Here is a 19,911-nt window from a genome sequence, read left to right on the forward strand (position 1 = left end):
TTATTCGATGGGGCAACGAGTCAGTTGCCGGTCGGCAGGGTGGCGAGCTGACCGGATAGCCAACTGCCTTGGGACTGCATCTTGGACAGCAGCGATTCCATCGCGCCGAACTGCGCCTCCAGGGTCTGCTGCCGCATCGACATCCGGTCTTCGAACCGGCTGATCTGCTGGGAGTAGTCCTTGATGGAGGCTTGTTCGCCCTGGATTCGCACAGTGATGAGCCCATGGTTTGAATCGGTCGCTCGCTCTGCGACCTGACCCAACTTGGTGGCGACTCCGTTCACGGTCTTTTGAACCGTTTCCGGATCCTTGCCGTAGGACTCGGTGAACTTCGCCCGGTCGAAGGTGATCGTGCCGGCCTTGTCGACCGAGATCCCTGCGCCGGCCGGGTTGACCCCGAAGCCACCCACGATGGCTTCCCGGATGCTGTTGGTCAGATCCCGAGTGGTCGAGTCGCCGACGAACGGCCCGGAAGCGGTCGGGTTGTCCTTGTTGTAGCCGCTGTTGATCTTGATGTTGCTCAGCGCTTCGTTAGCTGACTTGATCATGGCCTCGACTTTGTCGGCCATGCCTGCAGCGTCTGCACTCAAGTCAACGGTGACGGGCGTCGTCGGGTCGGCCTTGACAGGCTTGATCGTGACTCCCGGCAGGAGGTCTTTGACCTCCTTGGTGGATGACTTCACGTCGTACCCGTTGTTGGCGTCGCCGATGTGCAGGACAGTGTCTTTCCCCTCGGCGACTTGCGCGAATTTGCCGAGCACGTCGGAGATGACGGGTGGGGTGGACCCGTTGGTGACGTGGACGTTGCTCTTGGAGCCGGTGGTGGCCGACTGGATCTGCAACTTGTAGGTGCCTGACTCGACCTGCACCATGGTGGCTTTGACGTCTGCGCCGGCCTGCTGGTTGATGGCGGCCACAACGTCCGCGAGCTTGGCGTCGGCGCCGACCTTCACGTAGCTGGGTTCGCCGGTGACCTCGATGTTGATGTTGAAGTCGAAGGCTTCGCCGTTGGGTTTGTTGACGACCTCGTCGGCGCTGAAACCTTTTCCGGCCATGGTGGTGCCGGCTTGGGCGATCTGTTGCACCGTGAAGGTGAGCGTCCCGGTTTGCGCCTTGTCTGACGTGCTGACCTTGGCGATGTCTTCGTTGCTGCTTTTGGCCGCTACCGATGCCCAAGCGCTCTTGTCGAGAACCGACTTTGGAACGAAGGCGTTGGCCGCCTCACCGAGGGACTTCATCTTCGAGTTGAGGCTGGTGAACGCGCTGACGAGGGCCTGCGAGTTGACCTTGCCTTGGGTGTACGAGCGGCCGGCGAGCCGTTCCACACTCATGAGCTGCTTAACCATCGACGAGGTGTCGATGCCTGAACCTAGTCCGCTGATCTGCATGGTTCCTCCTTCCGTGGATGGACCGACAACCGATCAGGGGGCGCGGGCGAGTAGCCCACGCCCCCTGAGGGTTGTTCAGTTATGTCAGATCAACCGGATCAGCCGAGGAGGCGAAGGACGCCCTGGCTGGACTGGTTGGCCTGGGCCAACATCGCGGTACCGGCCTGCTGCAGGATCTGCGAACGGGTGAAGTTCGTCATTTCCTTCGCCATGTCGGTGTCGCGGATGCGGCTCTCGGAAGCGGCCAGGTTCTCCGCCGACACACCCAAGTTCTTGATGGTGTGGTCGAGACGGTTCTGGACAGCACCGAGGTCGGCGCGCTGACCAGAAACCTTACCGATGGCCGTGTCGATGGTTTGCAGAGCAGTCTGTGCGTCGGCTTGCGTGCCGACAGTAAGATCATTCACCCCCAGGCCCGTGGCATTCATCGCGGCGATGCTGATGTTCATTGTCTGGTCGGCGTTGGCACCGATCTGCAACTTCTTGCCCGTGAAGTTACCGTCCAGCAGCTTCATGCCGTTGAACTCGGTCCGGGTTGTAGTGGAGTCGATCTCATCGACGAGAGCGGTGATTTCCTTCTGGATCGCAGCGCGGTCGCTGGAGGTGTTGGTGTCCGAAGCCGACTGCACTGCCAAGGTACGCATGCGCTGCAGCATCGAGTGCGTCTCGTTGAGGGCACCTTCTGCGGTCTGAATGAGCGAGACGCCGTCCTGAGCGTTGGACTGGGCCTGGTTGAGGCCGTTGACCTGGCTGCGCAGCTTCTCCGAGATCGCGAGGCCGGCAGCGTCGTCGGCTGCACGGTTGATGCGAAGACCCGAGGAGAGACGCTCGAGGCTCGTCTGCATGGAGCCCTGCGTACCCGTGAGGTTGCGGTATGCGTTGAGCGCGGCGACGTTGGTGTTGATTTGCAGACCCATGATGTTGCTCCTTCGTGGATGTGGGGTCCGGGTCACCGTCCGTGGTGATCCCGAGGTCTAAGCCCTTTGGCTAGACCTGTCGAGGCGGTTAGCCCCGGCTGGTGCCGGGGTTTTCGTTCCCGACACCAGCCCCATCGGCGCTCTGGCCCGGCACTCAAGAAGATCTCACGAGAAATTTCTAGCCCGGGTAGATCCTGTTGGGCCCGAGTCTCACGCCTCGCGAGACGCCCCGTCGCTGGCTAGAAGCGTCTTCAGGCGTGCCGCCTTGCTGTCTAGTTCAGGGTCTCCTCCGCGCACCGCTGCCAGACGCTGCGCTGCTAGAACCGCCGCGGCGTGATCCTGGGCGGCGATGGCGGCGTGTAGCGCGACCCCGAGGATTTCCTCGGATGGAACGGTAAGACCTACCGCGTTCGCCACGTCGCCGAGGCGCCACAGGAGGTGTGACGCGCGCTGGGCGTAGCCTTGGGCCAGAAGGAGACGGGCTTCGACCCATGCCGTGTACGGGTCCTGCACGCGACACCCCTTAAGCACCGAGAGTGTTTGCGCTACTTCGTCAAGCCGTTCAGTCGCGATCTGGAAATCAGCAAGCATTTGCTGCGCCCAAATCCAGTAGTTCGTGGTGGCGGGCATGGCGGCTGCTATACGGAGGTCCTCCAGCGCCTCCTCTGCCTGGCCAGCCCCCCAACGCGCCCGTGCGCGGTCGACGAGCGCCGCCAACCTGTCAGCATCCGGCGCCGCGGCATCATCGGCTAGAGCGAGGTCGGTGAGGTGCAGCGAGCGCTCGCTGCTTCTCTTCAATCGCGCCGGGTCGACCCCGTAATTGGTGATCCGGATCGCGGTCGGCGCAAGATCCTGCGTGGGGGGAAGGGTGCTGCCATCCCGTCTACGGAGCTCGGCATGCACCGGCCTTGAGTAGTGAACCAGATCGGGCCGATAGAGGCGGGGCGACATCCACTGCTGCCCCGCCCCGACAAGAGTGACGTCTGGTGTCACCTCGACGCTCAGATATTCACGATTGGCTTCGTCAGCCTTCCGAAGTTCTTCGGCCAACGCTCCAGGGTCCGCCTCGACTGCTTCGTCGGCGTCAACAACCAACAGCCACTCTGCGTCAGACATGGCGGCCGCCGCGTTCCGCGCGCGAGAATAATTGTCGTCCCAGTACCCCTCGAATACGTTAGCGCCCAACGATCGCGCTAACTCGCGCGTCCCATCGGTAGACCCCGTGTCATAGACACACACGTCCCCCAAGAGGGGGCGCAATGATTCGAGGGAGCGCAGCGTACGCTCTAGATTCTCCTCTTCGTTCTTCACGATCATCGCCACATCCAAAATACCCATTGGCGCCCCGTCACCCCCCGCCGCCTCAGTTGTCTGTACGTCAACCACGGGGTCTTCCGCGGGCGCCTCCGCATTCGAAGTGCAAGCGAGTGGTATGTCGAGCCCTAGGCAACAATCACGGACAACCTCGAGATTGTGAGCAGCCAACCGCCCTCCCCTACCGAGGACGTGGCCCACTAGGTGACTTTGTTCTCCCAGATCCAAGCAACGCTGGAATTGCTGGGCGGCCTGAGGCAACAGCTCACGAGCCAGCGAAGGCTCGCTCGATGTAATATTCAGCAGCACATTTCCGCTAACGAAGTGAAAATCCGGGGAAGCGTCATATTGTTGTGCATACTCGGCCAGAACATCAAGCGCCTCTGCGTGGAGCCCGAGACTCGTCAACGTGTGAGCGTATTGCACGACAAGGATGTGATGCCAACCCTCATGAGCGACACGCTCACGATTGACTCGCGCATATTCATCTACGGCTTCTGCGAGGCGGCCCTGTGTCTCTAGGTTGCGGCCGAGCTGGTAACGAAGGTAGTCGTCTGAGGGGTTCGCGGCTAGCGCGCTTCGAAGAAGCGCTTCGCGACGTGCGAGCTTGGCCTCTAGCTGTGCAGGTTCGTAGCCGTCGTGTTCGATGGTGACTGGGGCTGGCACAACCTCAAGATCATGTGCAGCTAACTCGTGAATTTTTCCTACAAAGCGGACATGGCCTGGGAGGATGCGCGTTATGCGTTCGACCGCTATCTCCGACTCTCCTGCTAACGTGAAGGCGTTGGAAACATTTACGGTGTAAACCATCTCGGGCGCCACCGCGGCCAGGTTAAGAAGCTCCGCACCGCCCCCCGTAAGAATTTCATCGGCATCGATGGATACGTGCCAGTCCGCCCCTGCCGCCTCCAGAGCGGCGTTACGCGCAGCGGAGAAGTCGTCGGTCCAGGGAATGTGAATGACGCGTGCACCAGCGGCTTCAGCTAGTTCCGCAGTGTCGTCGCTCGACCCGGTGTCCGCGACGACCACTTCGTCGACCCAGGGCAGCACGCTACGGACGCACCGTTCGATGCAGCGACTTTCGTCCCGTGCGATCACTACGGCAGCCGAGCGGAACCGGCGCTGTTGCTTCCGCAGGTAATGGGCAACCCTCGATCCCACCTGGGATGTCCGCTGCAGTTCGTCAGCTATGGCGTCGATGTGGGTGGTGCCCGTTGATGCGATGACGTCAGCAAGGTCTTGGGGCGAGCGGCGCCCCCAGAGGCGCAGCAGCGGCTTTCCCTGCCCCGCGATCTCTAGACCCATCGTCATCAGAGCCAGTAACGCGGTCAGCACGTCATGGGGGCTGTTCGCCGCGCCCGCGACCCGGTACCGCAGCCGCACGACGCAATCACCAGGTAGGGGTGGCGCGCAGCTCGGCTGAGGAACCTCTTGCGTACGCAGCATTGCCAGGGCGGTGTCGACCTCGCCGTTGGCGAGGTGCCAGTGGATGCGTAACCACGAAGCAGTAGAAGGGTTTGGTCCAGCCTCGAGCACATCCAGGACCGCGCTGGCGCGGTCAAGGTCGCCTTGTCCAATCAGCAAGTCAACGTACTGTTCCAGGCCCGCAAGAATCCACGCATCCGACGAAGGCGTCATTCGGTGAGCCGTCAGAAGCTGTTCGTACTCATCAACGGCTTGAGCGACGTCCCCCACGAGGAGACACTCCCGCGCAAAACGCGCGCGGGCTTGATGCTCCGCTGCCCCGGCAGGCGCAGCGCCAAGCTCCCGCGCCAAGCGCGCCAACCGTCTCGGCGCCTTGCGGGCAGCATCCGGTCGGCGCGGGGCTTGCATGATGGTGAACTCTTCCCGCGACAGGTGGCCGTAGGTGCGTGCGGGCGTGAAGGCGGAGTTCGTAAATTCCGACTCAGAGGCGACATACGTCGCTGAGCCTCGACGGAGCAGACGTCCCAGACGGCGCACCTGCCCTTCCGCGTGCGTCTCTACAGTCAGGATGTCGGCCTCTGCCTTGCGCAGCTTTCCGCACAGCTCCCCGGCATCCCCAGCGGGGGTGTCATCAATGTCGAGAACGAGCACCCATTGACCGTGCGCGAGGGTCATCGCCTCGTTCCGTGCGCGCCCGACCTCGTGATCCCAGTAGCCGCGCCGAACCTTGAGCCCCTCGGCTTCCGCTAGCGGCTGGGCCCGCCCGTCGGTTGTGGCGTCGTAAATGCAAATCTCTTTAATCCGCGGGCCGGCCCACGCGCGCACACAAGCGATGAAGTCCGACGGTGATGCGTCTTGATCATCGTGAACGAAGGTGACCACGCTGAGCCAGGGCTCAACCATCGGACGGCCACTCATGCGACGAAGTTCTGCAGCCGCGTGGCCAGAGCTGCGGGGTCCCCCTGCCCGGCATCCGCTGGGGCCTGCCCCTCGGCGCCCATACGGCGACTTACATCGAACATGCGCGTGATCACGCCGGCGACTTCACTCAGCAGAAGCTCTGGGTCAGCCCCGGGCACGACCGCCGCGTCGTACGCCTGAGCGGAAGCCTCTTCAAAAGACTCGACACGCACTCGGCCCACGCCACCGCTCTCCCGCAAACCCTCCAGCAGCACCTGCACGCAAGCTTCATCCTGTTCGCCCGGCTCGTTGGGCACAGCGAAGCAGAGCTCGACCGGCGCGGCCGAGCCGAACGCTGCTTGATAGGCCCGCAGGACAGCTAGCGGCCCGGCCGCGCTAGACCAGTCAGTCGCCACGACAAAACGGACAGCGGTCGAAGCTTCACTGTCGTGCTCGGCATCCACCTGTTCCTTTAGCGTTCGCAAGCGTTCTGCGATGTTGGCGAGCGAGCTCAGATCAGACACCGTCTCTCCTCAAGCTTGATTGACCACTTCCCCTGGGCTCATCGGCCCCCTTTAGCGCCACCTGAGGCACTCGGCTAGCGGCATGACAACTCAGGAGTGACCCTCAGCTACTGCCAGCACGGCTTTCGGCGCAGGCAGGGAGAGACGGGCCCCCACGGGTGTAAGCCTCCGGCAAGCGCAAATCACCAGGCTGCTCGGCAGGCAGTTGTCGTTTTCGAAATCCCTCTCCGCACCCCTACCGGTGTGGATCCATGGAGGAGCTGTCCAACGGTTGTCTTAAGCAGGCAGCGTCCCTTAGATGCCCGGGCGCCACAGGGCGCTCTATGCGTGCGGGGTGTTGGCCGCGGCCCACGTCTAGTCATCTACCCAGGGATCCGATGCTTTCGGCGAGTCTGCCCTTGGGTCCGACGCTTCCGCCTTCCAAGCAGACTATGGAGGCGTCGTGCGCCCAACTCTGGCCCAGTTCGCCCACTTCACTCAGGAATTGACTCAATTGACCGAAGGGTAATCATCTTGAGCACCCAACGTCGGCGGCCGCCCCCTGAAGCTCGAAGGCACCCCACCCACCGGCCTAGGCGCACCGTTGAAATACGGTCGCGCAGACTCTAGATTCCGCCAGACTCTTACAAATCGGCACGGCAACTCGCTCATGTACGGACAGGATCCTTAAGATGGATGCCAACGAAAAGCACCATATCCCGCCTGGCGAGCGGAGAATCGATAGCCCATCCACGCCGAGCCTCGATATTCTCCACGGAACAATGGAGATTGCCGGACAGATGAACATTATGGCCAGATTCTTGCGCCTGCAGGGACATCGCGGAATGTCGCTCAATTATTATCCAAGCTACCTCAATTATCCGTCCGACGCCTCACTAGACATACACAACTTAACCTCTGCTATGGCCCATCGGGCAACCAGTGAAATAACAGCAACTGCGATGGCGAACTTTTCCATCTTTCATTTTCATTTTGGAAGCACGCTAATGCCGGACCATAAGGATCTCTTGGCACTTCAGGAGAACGATTATCCCATGTTTATGCATCACTGGGGAAGTGACGTCCGGCGACGCAGCTTGGCTACTAAAAATAGTCCTGACATTCGTCTAAAACCAACCGACGAAACATTCATCTGCCGCCGCCTGCAATTCCTCGGATCCCGCATAAAAACGGCTATCGTTGCCGATGTTGAACTATATAACTATGTGTGTGATTTCTACGAGCAAGTCATTTTCCTCCCAGCATTCATTAGCATGGACTCCCACCCCCCGGCCAGCGTTTCAGAATCCGGAGAAAAGCGATCACTGCGCATAGTACATGCACCAACGAACCAGCTATACAAGGGCACTGACTACATCATCGAAGCTGTCACCGAGGCGTCAAAGACTTGCCAAATCGAATATATTCAGGTGGAAAATACGAACCACGCGCAGGCTAGACAAATCTATGCTTCCGCCGACCTTATTATTGATCAGATCCTTTCCGGAGGATATGGGCTGTTCGCCATCGAGGCCATGGCCATGGGAAAGCCGACCATTTGCTTTGTTAACGACCAGATGAAGAACTTCTACCCTCAGGACCTCCCTCTTATATGCGCCGATCGTCACACTCTGGCGGCCACCTTGAAGGTGCTATCAAAGAATCCTGAGATGCTCACCGACATAGGCGCAGCCTCTCGCGCGTACGTCATGAAATATCACGCAATAGAGAATACGGGCAGCCGCCTCATTCGCGCCTATCAAGGAGATCTTACTGCAGAGAGGCAAAAATCTGCGTCCAAAATCCACCCTTGGCTTCTATAGTGCAAACCCAGTAGGCGAACGGCCGTTCGATGCGACTGCAACAGCTTAGGAAAGCATCTCCGCATAGGAGCCAACCCGTTTATTCGACGAGAGATGAGCATGCTTAGCAAACCCGATCTTGCAATCCTAGGGGCCGGGGGGACCGGCCGCTATATGCGTGACGTGGCACTACGAACGGGCAGCTACCGCGAGGTTTTCTATCTCGATGACGATACAGAAAAACAATCGTCAGGTGTCGACGGTGCGCCAACCATGGGCCCACTTGAACACTGGCAAGAGCTTCCGCCAGATACTCAGTTTCTTTCTTCTCTGTACGCACCCGCAGCCAACCAGGCGCACTGGAGACGTGTAACGTCCCTCAAAATCCCCGATGACCGCTGGACGTCGGTACTGGACCCGACCGCTGTCATTTCTAAAAATTCCACAATAGGCGTCGGCTGCTTCATTGGCTCCCATACAACAATTGAGCCGGGCGTATCCTTGGCCAACCACTGCGCCATTGCTCAGAACGTGACAATAGCTCATGATACCAAAATCAGTAGTTATAGCTACTGCGCCTTCCAGGTCGCGATAGGAAGTAGAGTCTCGGTCGGCGAATACACCTTTGTCGGCATTGGTGCTCGCATCCGGGGAGACTTAGAGATCGGGCGAAATTCGCTCATCGGAGTAGGCGCAACCGTTATTAGCGCGGTACCCCCGTCCGCCGTTGTGGTAGGGAACCCAGCCAGGCCACTTGAAAAGTCGATTAAAGGGCTACGACGATGAAGGACCAGAGAATGATAGATCTAGAAAACAGGCCTCGCGGTCGACGCATCTTGATGACTGGAGGGGCAGGCTTCATAGGATCAACCTTGTGCAGAAGTCTAGTGGTCGATAACGAGATCCTTGTATATGACGATCTGCGCAGAAACGCACTCAAACCAGCTGAGATCAATCGCCACCCTAGATTGAAAGTGATCCAGGGAGACGTCCTTGACTTGGCTCATCTTACAAAGACGGTGGACTCTTTTCAACCAAGTATGATTCTCCACTTGGCCGCAGTAGCCGGGATCGATACGGTCCTTCAGCGCCCCACCGAGACGATGCTGGTCAACATGGTTGGTACAGCTAATGCTCTGTCTGCAGCGCAGAGTGCAGGAAGCCACCTCGAACGATTTGTCGACTTCTCCACCAGCGAGGTGTTTGGGTCATCGGCCTTCCGAGCAGACGAGCTTCATGACTCTTGTATCGGAGCGGTGGGAGAGGCCCGTTGGACGTACGCGGTCAGCAAGCTCGCCGGAGAGCACCTGACGCAGGCATTCCATCAGGAGTACGGCCTGCCCACCGTTTCCGTTCGCCCCTTTAACATTTACGGGCCTGGTCAAGTCGGCGAAGGAGCCATAAAGCAATTCATCAGGAAGGCTTTACAGGGGGAAGACATAATCATCCACGGTGACGGCAATCAGATACGCGCCTGGTGCTATATAGAGGACTTCATCAGGGGATTGCTGCTGTGCCTCAGTCGTCCTGAAGCCATAGGCCAATCCTTCAATATTGGTAACGCTCGCGCCGTCATAACGGTATTAGGGCTGGCGCAAACAGTCGTTCGCGTACTGGGCAGCCCTTCTGCAATACGCTTCGAAGAACGAGAACGAGCAGATATCGAACTTCGAGTCCCCAGCGTAAAGAAAGCACGTGACCTATTGGGATTCGAGGCGGAGGTGGATCTGGAGGATGGAATTCGTAGGACGGCTCAGAGTGCCGCTTCTTCAACATTAATGCAAGAAAGCATCGCTAACGCACAGAGCGCTGCAGCAAGGGCCGCCATAAGGCGAGCCGCGACCCCTGCGAGTGTGACCGATGCATGAGGGAAATATGATCCCTCTCATGCGTCCCTCGATAGGTGCCGAGGAGAGCGATGCGGTCCGGGGGGTCTTAATGTCAGGGTGGCTGGTTCAGGGAGAGGTTGTTGCGGAATTCGAACACAAACTCGCCCGAGAAACTGGGTCCAGGTATGCGGTGGCAGTTTCGTCGGGCACAGCCGCACTCCATGCCGCCTTTGTAGCTGCGGGCCTGCGCCCAGGTGACGCGGTATTTATCCCGAGCTTCGCCTGGCCATCTGCAGCGAACGTGGTAGTAAGCATGGGGGGGCATGTCGTCTTCGTAGATTCGTCGCTAACGACTTACAATATCGACACTGTTGACCTCGAGGAAAAGATCGAGAAATGTCACCGTGACGGACGCTACCGGCCAAGACTGATTGTTCCTGTGCATCAGTTTGGACTGATGGCTAACATGGGTACCGTCGATGAAATTGCCTCGCGGTATGGACTCAGTGTTGTGGCGGACGGCGCGTGCGCTCTAGGTTCCAGGTCGAACGGACGCACCCTCTCGCAAGGAGTATCCTCCTGTACGCTTAGCTTCCATCCGCGGAAATCGATCACCACGGGTGAGGGTGGTGCCATCCTCACAGAGCACCGCCACGTTGCAGAAGCATGCCGAGCTTTTAGAAACCACGGGCAGACATCGAGCGGAAATCAACGACACTTTGTCACGACTGGTCTTAATTACCGCCTGAGCGAGGTAGCAGCGGCGATCGGACTTGTTCAGCTCGATAAGTTTTCACACATACTCGATCTCCGCAGGAGGGTTGCGAAAAGGTACTGCGAGGCGCTGCATGGCTTGCCGTCACTCACAGTCCCTTTTTACGATTCTGGACATACGTTCCAAACGTTTATGGTGCTTCCCGCCTCCATGGAAGGGGCTAGGTGGGTTACAACTCTGCGCCAAAAAGGCATAGGCGCCGCCCTCGCATCGATTGCAGGGCACGAGCAGGTGGTCTATCGAAAGTCTTTCGGATACCGCGCTGACGACCTGCCTCGGGCCAGCCGCTTGGGCAGGGACGGAATTGCTCTCCCTCTATCTTGGAATTCGACTACGGAGGAGATCCAAACTGTTGTCTCTGCCTGTTTTGAGTTGGCCAGAGATTCAAGCTCCTGATCTTCTCATTGCGCCCTCGTGTAAATAAATACCTTAGTGAAGTCGACAACTAGTCGCATGTGCCCGACGGTTCTACCAACTAACGGGACCTTGGACGTCAATGTGTGCCCGTCGGCTTCATAGCGATCAGATCGTTCTCGGGATCGCACATCGCGGTCAGGGTTACGAACCCGCCACGCCGTGGCGCCACACTGCCGCCAGGTTCTCCTCTGAGCTGGCAGCGAGCGCTACCCGCGCCCGTCCGGCAGCGTCTGCGCTGGACGTCTCGTGAACGTCGGACCCGAATACTCCCTTAGCGCAACCACGCCCGGGCCGTTATCTAATCGTGACTTCAGGTCGCCTGTCCGGGGCCGTATTGGGGCCGTTTGGTCAGGCAAGAGTCCATGCCCAACCCTCCTGAGTGCCCGGACCGCCAGTGCAGCACAGCTATCACGGACGATCTCCCAGACGAGAAGGAACTCACCATGGGTAAGCACTCTGCTCCCGCGCCACGCTGGACCTCCCAGGTCCTCAGCGCCGCCACCATCGCGCTGAGCGTGGTCGGTCTCGGCACCGCTTTGGCGCTGCCCGCCGAAGCGGCCACCGCACCGAAGAAGCTGTCCGGGCCGAAGGCGCCCAAAAAGATCGATGAGCCGGGCTCCACCCAAGATGCCGTCCGCCTCCCGGACGTCGCCGGCGTCACCTGGAAGGTGAGCGCCCGACCGGACGCGACAGACGACCCCGCCACCAGCCCGACCTGCGCAAACGCCAGCACCCAGGCCGCCGACAAGTTCTGCAACGTCAGCGCCAAAGACCTCGACGCGATCCGCGTGAAGGCGGTCCTGGCTGACGGCTCCACCCAGATCTTCCCCACCCTGTACTTCAAAAAGGCCAAGGGAGTCCTCAAACTCACCGGCGCCACCTCACCGCGCGCCGTGGACCGCCCCGGCTACCTCGATGACGGCCTCACCCTGCCCACCGTCAAGGGCGTGACCTGGAAGGTCGGCAGCACCACAGTCGACCTCAGCGCCCTCAAGGGAGGCTTCTACCCCACCGGCGCCACCGGCCCCACCCCCAGCGTCACCGTCACCGCCGTCGTCAACGAAGAGGACTACCTCGTCGCGGACGACAGCTACGGACTGCAATGGAAACTGGCCTTCAACGTCGCTGTGAACGACGCCGACGTGCAAGCCCCCGGCGTGCTCGACCTGGGCGGCATCAAAGCCGACGCTGTCGTCGTAGCGCACACAGCCAACGCCACCTGGTATGTCGACGGACGCCGCCTGGGCACCAAAGCGGGGCGCACCGCCCAGACAGGGACCAAGGGCAAACCGGCCGTGGTCCTGGCCATCCCCGCCCCCGGCTACAAGATGCCCGCCAACCCCGCCATCCACGACCCATCGCTGAGCGCCTGCGCCCCGATAACCGACCTGACCACCGTCAAAGGAAGCAAGCCCGGCTCGCTGGCCTGGACCTGCAGCGCGACCTCCACACCGCAGACCATCAGCGCTGCCGCCTTCACCGGCAAAGCACCCACGGTCGGTAGGGATCTCGGCGGCACCAAAAACGACTCCATCACCCTGCACGCCGTACCGGGCGTGAAATGGCAGGTCACCACCCCCGCCGGGGTGCGCACCCACGCCGTCACCGCCGGCACCAAGACCGTCGCGCTCAACTACGCAGCCAAGAGCTTCGGCGACAACTACCCCGTCACCGTCAAGCCCGTCGTGGCTGTCGCCGCCGACTACTCCTTCGCGCCAGGCGCCGACGCAGACACGCCGTTGACGTTCACGTCCAAGCTGAGCGTCGTCGGCGTGGCCGGCAAGGTGAAGCAGGTGGCGGGCATCCCACAGTCCGTCGAGATCACCGGCGTCCAAGGGGTCAACTCTTGGAAGATTCGCAGCGCCGGCAAGACCACCACGGCCCGCGTCAAGGCCGGAGACGTCCACCGCTTCCGCACCGCGAGCGCCGCCGACGCACAGGTGACCCCGGTGTTCGACTACGGCTACGGCGAATCCACGACCAGCGCCGTCGGCACCCCCATCACCCCCGCGCCCTGATTCGGCACGGATGCTCACCGCGCTCGGACCTCACGAGCGCGGTGAGCGCCCCGCCCGCCACCAGGGCCCACCCACCACACCGTTCACCCCAGCCAGCCAGGAAGTAGCCGACCATGCCGTTCGGATCGGGCGCCCACTCACTGCCCTCCCACCGCCCGTTCTCGCCGCGCACGAACCGAGCCTGCGCGATCGCCCTCGGCACGGCAGCCGCGTTGGCCGCCACTCCCGCCCTGGCACCGGCCGCCACCGCCGCCGGCAAGCTCTCCCCCACCAGCAACGCCACCGCTGTCGTCACCGACGGGTGCGGTCGCCTCGACAGCATCGAGGTCGAGGGCGCCGGCACCTTCTGGCTGCAACTGCTGCCCGACGGCAAAGCGCCCAAGGCACCCACTGCGCCGAAGAAGCCCAGCACCACCTCCAAAACTCCAGAGGCGGCGCCCCCCGCCACGCTCACCGAAGCCGAATGGGCTGCCGCGCTGGGCTACCAGGAGATGAAGAACGGTGCCTGGACCCGCAGTGTCGACGCCTCCACCACGTTCCTGGCAGTGCGCGTGCTCACCTACGCCGGCAACGGTGCGTTCGAGTACGTCCCGCTGAGCATGGCCGGTGCTGACCCCGACACCGGGACCCGCGGCACCGAAACCTTTAAAGTCACCAACGCCGACTGCGTCATCCCCCTCGAACCGAGCTTCGAAGACCTCGAAGGCTCCGAACAGGACACCGTCACCATCCCCGCCGTGACCGGGGTGAAGTACTCCGGCAAACCGGGCACCACCCCCGGCAAAGGCACCGTCACCGTCACCGCCACACCGGACAAGGGCTACCGCCTGGCCAACCCCGACGGCACTCCGCTGACCCCGGAACAAACCCGGTGGACCTACACCTTCGACGGGACCGCCCCCGTCACCGTGCCGAAGGACAAGGCGCCCACGTTCCGCAAAGGCGCCCCCGTCAAGAGCATCGACCCCAAGAAGCCCGCCAAACCCAACCCCAACATCGTCACTGTGCAGAACGTGCCCGGCGTGACCTGGATCGTCGACGGCAAACCGGCGAAAACCTCCGACAAGGCGCCCACCCTCGAGGTCGCCGTCGGAGACAAGACCAGCGTCAAAGTGCAGGCTGTCAGCGCCGACCCGAAGAAATTCACCCTCAGCGGCACCACCGAATGGATCCTCGGCGGCTCCGGGGCCGGCACCGCGGCCCTGCCCCGCGTGGTCGTCCCGACCGCGCTCGTCAGCCCCGGCGCCAGCACGCTCACCTGGGCAGCACCCGCGCAGTTCCCCGACGGCGCCACCTACAACGTGCGCTACCGCGTTATCACCCTGACCGGAAACAAGGTGCGCGCCGCCGCGCCGTGGCGTCCCTGGTACCAGGAGACCCGCGCCACCCGCGCCGTCATGCGGGCCCGCCCCGGCAGCATCATCGAGGTGCAGGTGCAGGCCGTCGCCAAGAACCGCACCATCTCGCCGTGGTCGCGCGTCACCACCGTGTGGTTCCCCTACGACATCGCAAAAGCCCCCAACCCGGCCTGGAAGCTGAGCATCGACCGTGCCGCCTTCGGGCGCACCATGCTCACCAGCAACCGGCGCACCGCCGGCTGGCGGGCCACCACCCCCACCACCAACCGCGTCATGCTGTGGTTCGGCACCTCACCCACCGGCGCCCCCGCCTTGGTCTACATCGACGGCAAACGTGTCGCCACCATGGACACCCGCAGCACAGGCAACATCACGCGCCGCGTGCTCAAACCGATCCCGGTGCTGTGGGGCAAACACGTCGTCACTGTCGTACACGGCGGCAAGAACGGCCAGACGCTACACCTGGACGGCGTCGCCTACGGACGCTGAGCGTGAGGGGCAGAACGCGCGACGAAGCGGAGTGCTGCGTTCAACCCCGGTGCCTGCTCGAGCCCGCCCGCAGGGTCGGCGCTGCCCCCGTACTTCAGGGTCGTCGGCCAAGCACGGCCAGGCGGCGAAATGGTCTCAGCGGCGGCGGCGTTTGGCGGTGCCGAAGATACTGCGGCCGATCTCGCGGCCGATGACGGTGCCTGCGCTGCGCAGCATCGAACGGACCATCGGGTTCTCCATGGCCTGCTCCACGATGCCGGGATCCTCCCTGGGTGCCTTGGGCTCGCGGGCCCGACCAGGTTCGCGATCGGTGGGGATCGGAATGGGGGTGGGACCGCCGGGGTTCGGGGCCGGTGCCGGTGCTGCGGCGGGCTTCTCCGCCGCGATCAGTCGGCCGGCGAGCATCTCGTAGGCCGACTCACGGTCTACCGCCGTCGCGTATCGCGCGTTCAACGGTGAGGCCGTCACCACCTGCTGCACTGCGGCCTGCTCCATCGGCGCCATCAACGACTGCGGGGCGCGCATCCGCGTCCACGCCACCGGGGTCGGTGCGCCGCGTTCGGACAACACGGTGACGACCGCCTCCCCCGTGCCTAGCTGGGTCAGCAGTTCCTCCAGGTCGTACTCGCTCTTGGGGAAGGTGCGCACCGTCGCCTTCAACGCCGTCGCATCCTCCGGGGTGAACGCGCGCAGCGCATGCTGCACCCGGTTCCCGAGCTGACCCAACACCCCCGAAGGCACGTCCTTGGGCGTCTGGGTCACGAAGAACACCCCGACGCCCTTGGAGCGGATCAACCGCACCGTCTGCTCGATCTGCGCCACGAACTCCTTACTCGCCCCGTCGAAGAGCAGGTGCGCCTCGTCGAAGAAGAAGACCAACTTCGGGGCGTCGATGTCGCCGACCTCCGGCAGATCCTGGAACAGGTCCGCGAGCAGCCACATGAGGAACGTCGAGAACAGCGCCGGCCGATCCTGCACCGCGGGAAGCTCCAGCGCTGAGATGATGCCGCGCCCGTCACCGGCCACCCGCAACAACTCGCTGGTGTCGAACTCGGGCTCGCCGAAGAACACGTCCGCGCCCTGATCCGAGAACGCGATCAGCTCACGCAGGATCACCCCGGCCGTCGAGGAGGACAATCCACCGAGTTCCTTCAGTTCCGCTTTGCCCTCATCCGAGACCAGATGCTGCACGACCGCCCGCAGGTCCTTCAGGTCCAGCAGCGGCAGCCCCCGCTTGTCGGCGTAGTGGAACACCAGGCCCAAGCTGGAGGTCTGGGTCGCGTTCAAACCCAACACCTTCGACAGCAGCATCGGCCCGAAGTCGGTGATCGTCGCCCGGATCGGCACCCCCTGCCCCTGACCGCCCAGGCTGTAGAACTCGATCGGGAATGCCGAAGCCTGCCACTGTTGGCCGACGTCGGTGGCGCGCTGAGTGACCCGGTCACCGGCGACCCCGGGCGCGCCCAGACCCGACAAGTCGCCCTTGACGTCGGCCACGAACACCGGGACGCCGTTCGTGCTGAGCTGCTCGGCCATGAGTTGCAGCGTCTTGGTCTTGCCGGTGCCGGTTGCCCCCGCCACCAGGCCGTGCCGGTTCATCATCGCCAGCGGCAACCGCACCGCGACGTCGGGGTGGGCGTTCAACGCCCCGGCTTCCCCCGCGCTCACCGCCGCGCCCAGCTCGATCGCCGGACCCGCCGAGGCGTAGCCGGTGCGGATAGCGTCAAGTTGCGTCTGCGGCGTCGTCACGAGCGCAGTTTATCCGCCCCACCGGTCTCGGCGAGGCCGACGCAACCGGCGGACAGAACGCCCCGGCACGCGCCTTGGCCCGCCCGCCATCGGCTGAGCGGAGCGCAACGCGCGCACGAATCAGTGCGGCGGGCCCGGCGAACAAGCCAGCAGCCAGACGGCCGAACACCCAGTAGGCCAGCGGCCCAAGGTCACGCAGGCGCCTGGGCGGACCTGACGGGTGCGTGCACCCCCCGCTGGCGGACACACCACGGCAACGGAGGCCCCCGGCAGGCACGCCCGGCGCCACACCCGTAGCGAACAGCAATCAGCCCAGGTGGGCGGGCCGCTCTGGCACACTGCCAGCGTGATCTTCAAGGCCGTCAACGATGGGCGCCCCTACCCCGACCATGGCCGTCGTTCCGTTGGGGACTGGGTCGATGTGCCGCCGCGGTTGGTTCGTCTGGACGAACTCATCACCACCAAGAGCACGCTGGACCTGCGGGTCGTCTTGGCCGACGACTCCACCTTCTACGGCGATCTGTTCGCCCACGTCGTGTCCTGGAAGGGTGAGCTGTACCTCGAAGACGGACTGCACCGCGCGTTACGCGCCGCGCTGGCCCAACGGGGTTATCTGCACGCCCGGATCCTCACCCTTGGGGCGAGCTGAGATGTCCTACGTCCAACAGAGGGGGCTTCCCGCGCGGGTTCGGCGCCGCCGCGCCCTGCTGCTGCTCGCGCTGGTGTGCACTCTGGTGCTGATCCTTGTCCTGGCGATCGCCGGGTTGCTGCTGCGAAAGCCAGACCCCGGGGGAACCCCAGCCACGGGCGCGCAACCCTGCCCCAGCGCCAGTGCAGAAGTTCCCTCGCCGGACACGATCGTCGTCAATGTGTATAACTCGACCAACCGCACTGGGCTGGCCAGGAACACCGCCAAAGACCTCGGAACGCACCGCTTCCAGGTGGGTGAAGTCGGCGATGATCCGCTCGCCGCGAGCATCGCCGACGTCGCCGAGATCCGCTACGGACCCGCCGGCGAGCAAGCAGCCAAAGTTCTGGCCACCCGGGTGCGCGGCGCCCGACTCGTCGCCGACAAGCGCACCGGGACATCCGTTGATCTCGTTCTTGGAGAACGCTTCTCGGTGGTCTCACCGCGCTCCACCGCGACTGACTGCTGAGCCATGTGGCCCCGCAGATAGGCCCCGATCCACGCCAGCGGGAGGCCCCTGACCTGCAGTTGGACGCTTGTTAGAAAAACTTGCCGAGTTTTCTTTGATGAACGAGCGTCCAGGCCGATAGGTAGGTGCCGGTCGAGAAGATGACCGGCAAGGACCCGGCGGGGGGCCGGGAAACCAATCGGGGAGGACAACATGTTCAGCACCACCACGGTCCAGGTCGCACCGTTCAGCGACGACACGCTCGTCTTGGAAGGGTTCGACATGGACTTGGGCGAACTCGACCTGGCCTACGAGGTCGAAATGGACGCTCTGCTCAACGACCTGCGCGGCTTCGAACGCCTCGACGCGGCGTTGCGCGAAATCTCCTGAGAACTGCTGCGGCGTTCCTGGGGAGGGCGGCGCAACCACTGTGAACGACCGGCGACACCACGGGTGTCGCCGGTCGTTGCGTATGTCAGGCCCCGGATGCAGCCAACGGCGGTGTGTCGCTGGTGCGCACATGCCAGGCCCACAGCACCCACCCGAGGATGACGAAACCGAGACTGGTCAGGGCGAGCCGCTCCAGTGACGTGGCCGCCAAGGCCGACACCACCCCGGCCTGCACCGCGGCGAACGTCAGCGAAACGAAGGTGCCCACCGAGGCGGCGGCACCGCGCCGCAGCGGGAACTCATCCAGCAGCGCCAGTTGCACGACGGGAAAGACCAACGCGATGCCGAACGCGATGATCGTCGGCGACAGAACCGCCCACGGCAGGTCGGCGAACCCGGGGACGGAGGTCACCACGACACCCACCACGCCACCGGCGGCCGCGATCGTGAAACCGATGCTGGCCAACCGTTGCGCGGTGATGATCCCCGCCGCCCGACCGGCCAGGAACGCCCCGCAGATCATGCCGCTCATCATCGGCACGAACAGGATCCAGAAGTCACGCTCGCCGCGCCCTAACAGGTGCACGATGAACAGCGGCGCCGAGGCGATGTAGAGGAACTGGCCCCCGAAACCGAACGCCCCCGCCAGCGCGATCCGCAGGAAACGCCACTGCGAACCCACCGCCCACAACTCGCTGAACAGGGACGTGGGACGCAGCGGAGTGCGCCGGTGCGGCGGGTGCGTCTCCGGCAGGCCGAAGGCGACGCTGAGCCCCATCAGTACCGCGAAACCTACGAGGAACCAGAAGATCCCCGGCCAGGGCGACACCGACAGGATGGCCCCGCCGATGATCGGGGCGAGCGCTGGGGCCATCCCGAAAATCATCGCGATGTGGCTCATCAGCCGTTGCGCCTGCGGGCCGTCGAAGAGGTCCCGCACGATGGCGCGGCTGACGATCTGTCCGCCGCCGGCGGCGAGGCCCTGCAACGCGCGGCAGGCCAGCAGCATCGGCAGATTCACGGCCAGCGCCGCCCCGACCGAGGCCAGCGCGTAAACGCTGATCCCCGCGAGCATCACCGGTTTTCGGCCCACGGCGTCCGAGAGGGGGCCATGCAGCAGACTCATGGTGGCGAAGCAGAACAGGTAAAGGCTGGTCACCTGCTGCATCGCCAACGTGTCGGCGGAGAAGTCCCGACGGATCGCCTCGAACGCCGGGAACACCGCGTCGATCGTGAACGGCCCGAACATCGCCAGACCGGCCAGGATGAGGACCAGACCAGCCCCAGCGCCCTGTCTGCTCTGCTGCACTGCGCCCCCCTCCGCGGTGGTTCCGAGCACGAAATGTCTCACCTCGTCGGGGCTTCGGGCGGCAAGCGTCCGCCCCGCGGCTGGCCCGCCGGGCGGGCCTGGCATCCACCCAGACCACCACAACCCAGCTCAGTACCGTTCGATCCAAGGCAGCGTAGTCGGGCTCCGATCCGGCACCGACTGGGATCGGCC

Annotated in this window: 15 protein-coding genes; 9 read left to right on the forward strand and 6 right to left on the reverse strand. The window is 63.2% G+C overall.

Annotated features, from left to right (window positions below):
- Positions 1–20: 20 nt before the first annotated feature.
- The 4 genes from fliD to G9V96_RS07275 all read right to left on the reverse strand — a co-directional run bounded on the left by fliD (position 21) and on the right by G9V96_RS07275 (position 6,468).
- The gene (gene fliD / locus G9V96_RS07260) at positions 21–1,388 is read right to left on the reverse strand and encodes a flagellar filament capping protein FliD (RefSeq protein WP_168582436.1); all 1,368 of its coding nucleotides are present in this window, start codon (positions 1,386–1,388) and stop codon (positions 21–23) included.
- A gap of 98 nt (positions 1,389–1,486) precedes the next feature.
- Positions 1,487–2,305 carry a flagellin N-terminal helical domain-containing protein gene (locus G9V96_RS07265; protein ID WP_210424483.1) on the reverse strand — a complete coding sequence of 273 codons (819 nt, stop codon included), beginning with the start codon at positions 2,303–2,305 and terminating at the stop codon, positions 1,487–1,489.
- Between the two features lie 210 nt (positions 2,306–2,515).
- Positions 2,516–5,962 carry a glycosyltransferase gene (locus tag G9V96_RS07270; protein ID WP_168582437.1) on the reverse strand — a complete coding sequence of 1,149 codons (3,447 nt, stop codon included), beginning with the start codon at positions 5,960–5,962 and terminating at the stop codon, positions 2,516–2,518.
- The gene (locus tag G9V96_RS07275) at positions 5,959–6,468 is read right to left on the reverse strand and encodes a histidine kinase (RefSeq protein WP_168582438.1); all 510 of its coding nucleotides are present in this window, start codon (positions 6,466–6,468) and stop codon (positions 5,959–5,961) included. Before G9V96_RS07275 ends, G9V96_RS07270 begins: the two co-directional genes overlap by 4 nt.
- A gap of 671 nt (positions 6,469–7,139) precedes the next feature.
- Between G9V96_RS07275 and G9V96_RS07280 the strand changes: the two genes are divergently transcribed.
- The 6 genes from G9V96_RS07280 (at position 7,140) to G9V96_RS07305 (ending at position 15,135) form a co-directional block, all read left to right on the forward strand.
- Positions 7,140–8,270: a glycosyltransferase gene (locus G9V96_RS07280; RefSeq protein ID WP_168582439.1), complete on the forward strand. Its 1,131-nt coding sequence runs from the start codon at positions 7,140–7,142 to the stop codon at positions 8,268–8,270.
- A 99-nt stretch (positions 8,271–8,369) separates the two neighbouring features.
- Entirely contained in the window at positions 8,370–9,035 is a 666-nt protein-coding gene (locus tag G9V96_RS07285) for a NeuD/PglB/VioB family sugar acetyltransferase (protein ID WP_168582440.1), read from the forward strand.
- Positions 9,036–9,088: 53 nt separating this feature from the next.
- Positions 9,089–10,117, forward strand: a complete 1,029-nt coding sequence (locus G9V96_RS07290) for an NAD-dependent epimerase/dehydratase family protein (protein WP_226913644.1) — start codon at positions 9,089–9,091, stop codon at positions 10,115–10,117.
- Positions 10,118–10,136: 19 nt separating this feature from the next.
- Positions 10,137–11,249 carry a DegT/DnrJ/EryC1/StrS family aminotransferase gene (locus tag G9V96_RS15395; protein ID WP_168582441.1) on the forward strand — a complete coding sequence of 371 codons (1,113 nt, stop codon included), beginning with the start codon at positions 10,137–10,139 and terminating at the stop codon, positions 11,247–11,249.
- 464 nt (positions 11,250–11,713) lie between these two features.
- The gene (locus tag G9V96_RS07300; RefSeq protein WP_168582442.1) at positions 11,714–13,288 is read left to right on the forward strand and encodes a hypothetical protein; all 1,575 of its coding nucleotides are present in this window, start codon (positions 11,714–11,716) and stop codon (positions 13,286–13,288) included.
- 113 nt (positions 13,289–13,401) lie between these two features.
- Positions 13,402–15,135 carry a hypothetical protein gene (locus G9V96_RS07305; protein WP_168582443.1) on the forward strand — a complete coding sequence of 578 codons (1,734 nt, stop codon included), beginning with the start codon at positions 13,402–13,404 and terminating at the stop codon, positions 15,133–15,135.
- A gap of 135 nt (positions 15,136–15,270) precedes the next feature.
- Here the strand turns inward: G9V96_RS07305 and G9V96_RS07310 are convergent, their stop codons facing one another.
- Complete coding sequence (locus G9V96_RS07310; protein ID WP_168582444.1) at positions 15,271–16,884, reverse strand: helicase HerA-like domain-containing protein; 1,614 nt, start codon at positions 16,882–16,884, stop codon at positions 15,271–15,273.
- A 346-nt stretch (positions 16,885–17,230) separates the two neighbouring features.
- Here G9V96_RS07310 and G9V96_RS07315 point away from each other — a divergent pair, with 346 nt between their 5' ends.
- From G9V96_RS07315 to G9V96_RS07325, 3 genes are all read left to right on the forward strand, one after another.
- Positions 17,231–17,533 (forward strand): type II toxin-antitoxin system VapB family antitoxin, encoded by a 303-nt coding sequence (locus G9V96_RS07315; RefSeq protein ID WP_168582445.1) that lies wholly within the window; start codon positions 17,231–17,233, stop codon positions 17,531–17,533.
- Between the two features lies 1 nt (position 17,534).
- On the forward strand, positions 17,535–18,041 hold the full coding sequence (locus tag G9V96_RS07320; protein WP_168582446.1) for a LytR C-terminal domain-containing protein: 507 nt from the start codon (positions 17,535–17,537) through the stop codon (positions 18,039–18,041).
- A 192-nt stretch (positions 18,042–18,233) separates the two neighbouring features.
- Positions 18,234–18,410, forward strand: coding sequence for a hypothetical protein (locus G9V96_RS07325; protein WP_168582447.1), 177 nt, complete (start codon positions 18,234–18,236; stop codon positions 18,408–18,410).
- Between the two features lie 85 nt (positions 18,411–18,495).
- On the opposite strand, the gene G9V96_RS07330 is transcribed toward G9V96_RS07325, so the two are convergent.
- Complete coding sequence (locus tag G9V96_RS07330) at positions 18,496–19,749, reverse strand: multidrug effflux MFS transporter (protein WP_226913574.1); 1,254 nt, start codon at positions 19,747–19,749, stop codon at positions 18,496–18,498.
- Positions 19,750–19,911: the final 162 nt, after the last annotated feature.

Origin of the sequence: Gephyromycinifex aptenodytis, assembly GCF_012277275.1 — a bacterium.
Classification (GTDB): domain Bacteria; phylum Actinomycetota; class Actinomycetes; order Actinomycetales; family Dermatophilaceae; genus Gephyromycinifex; species Gephyromycinifex aptenodytis.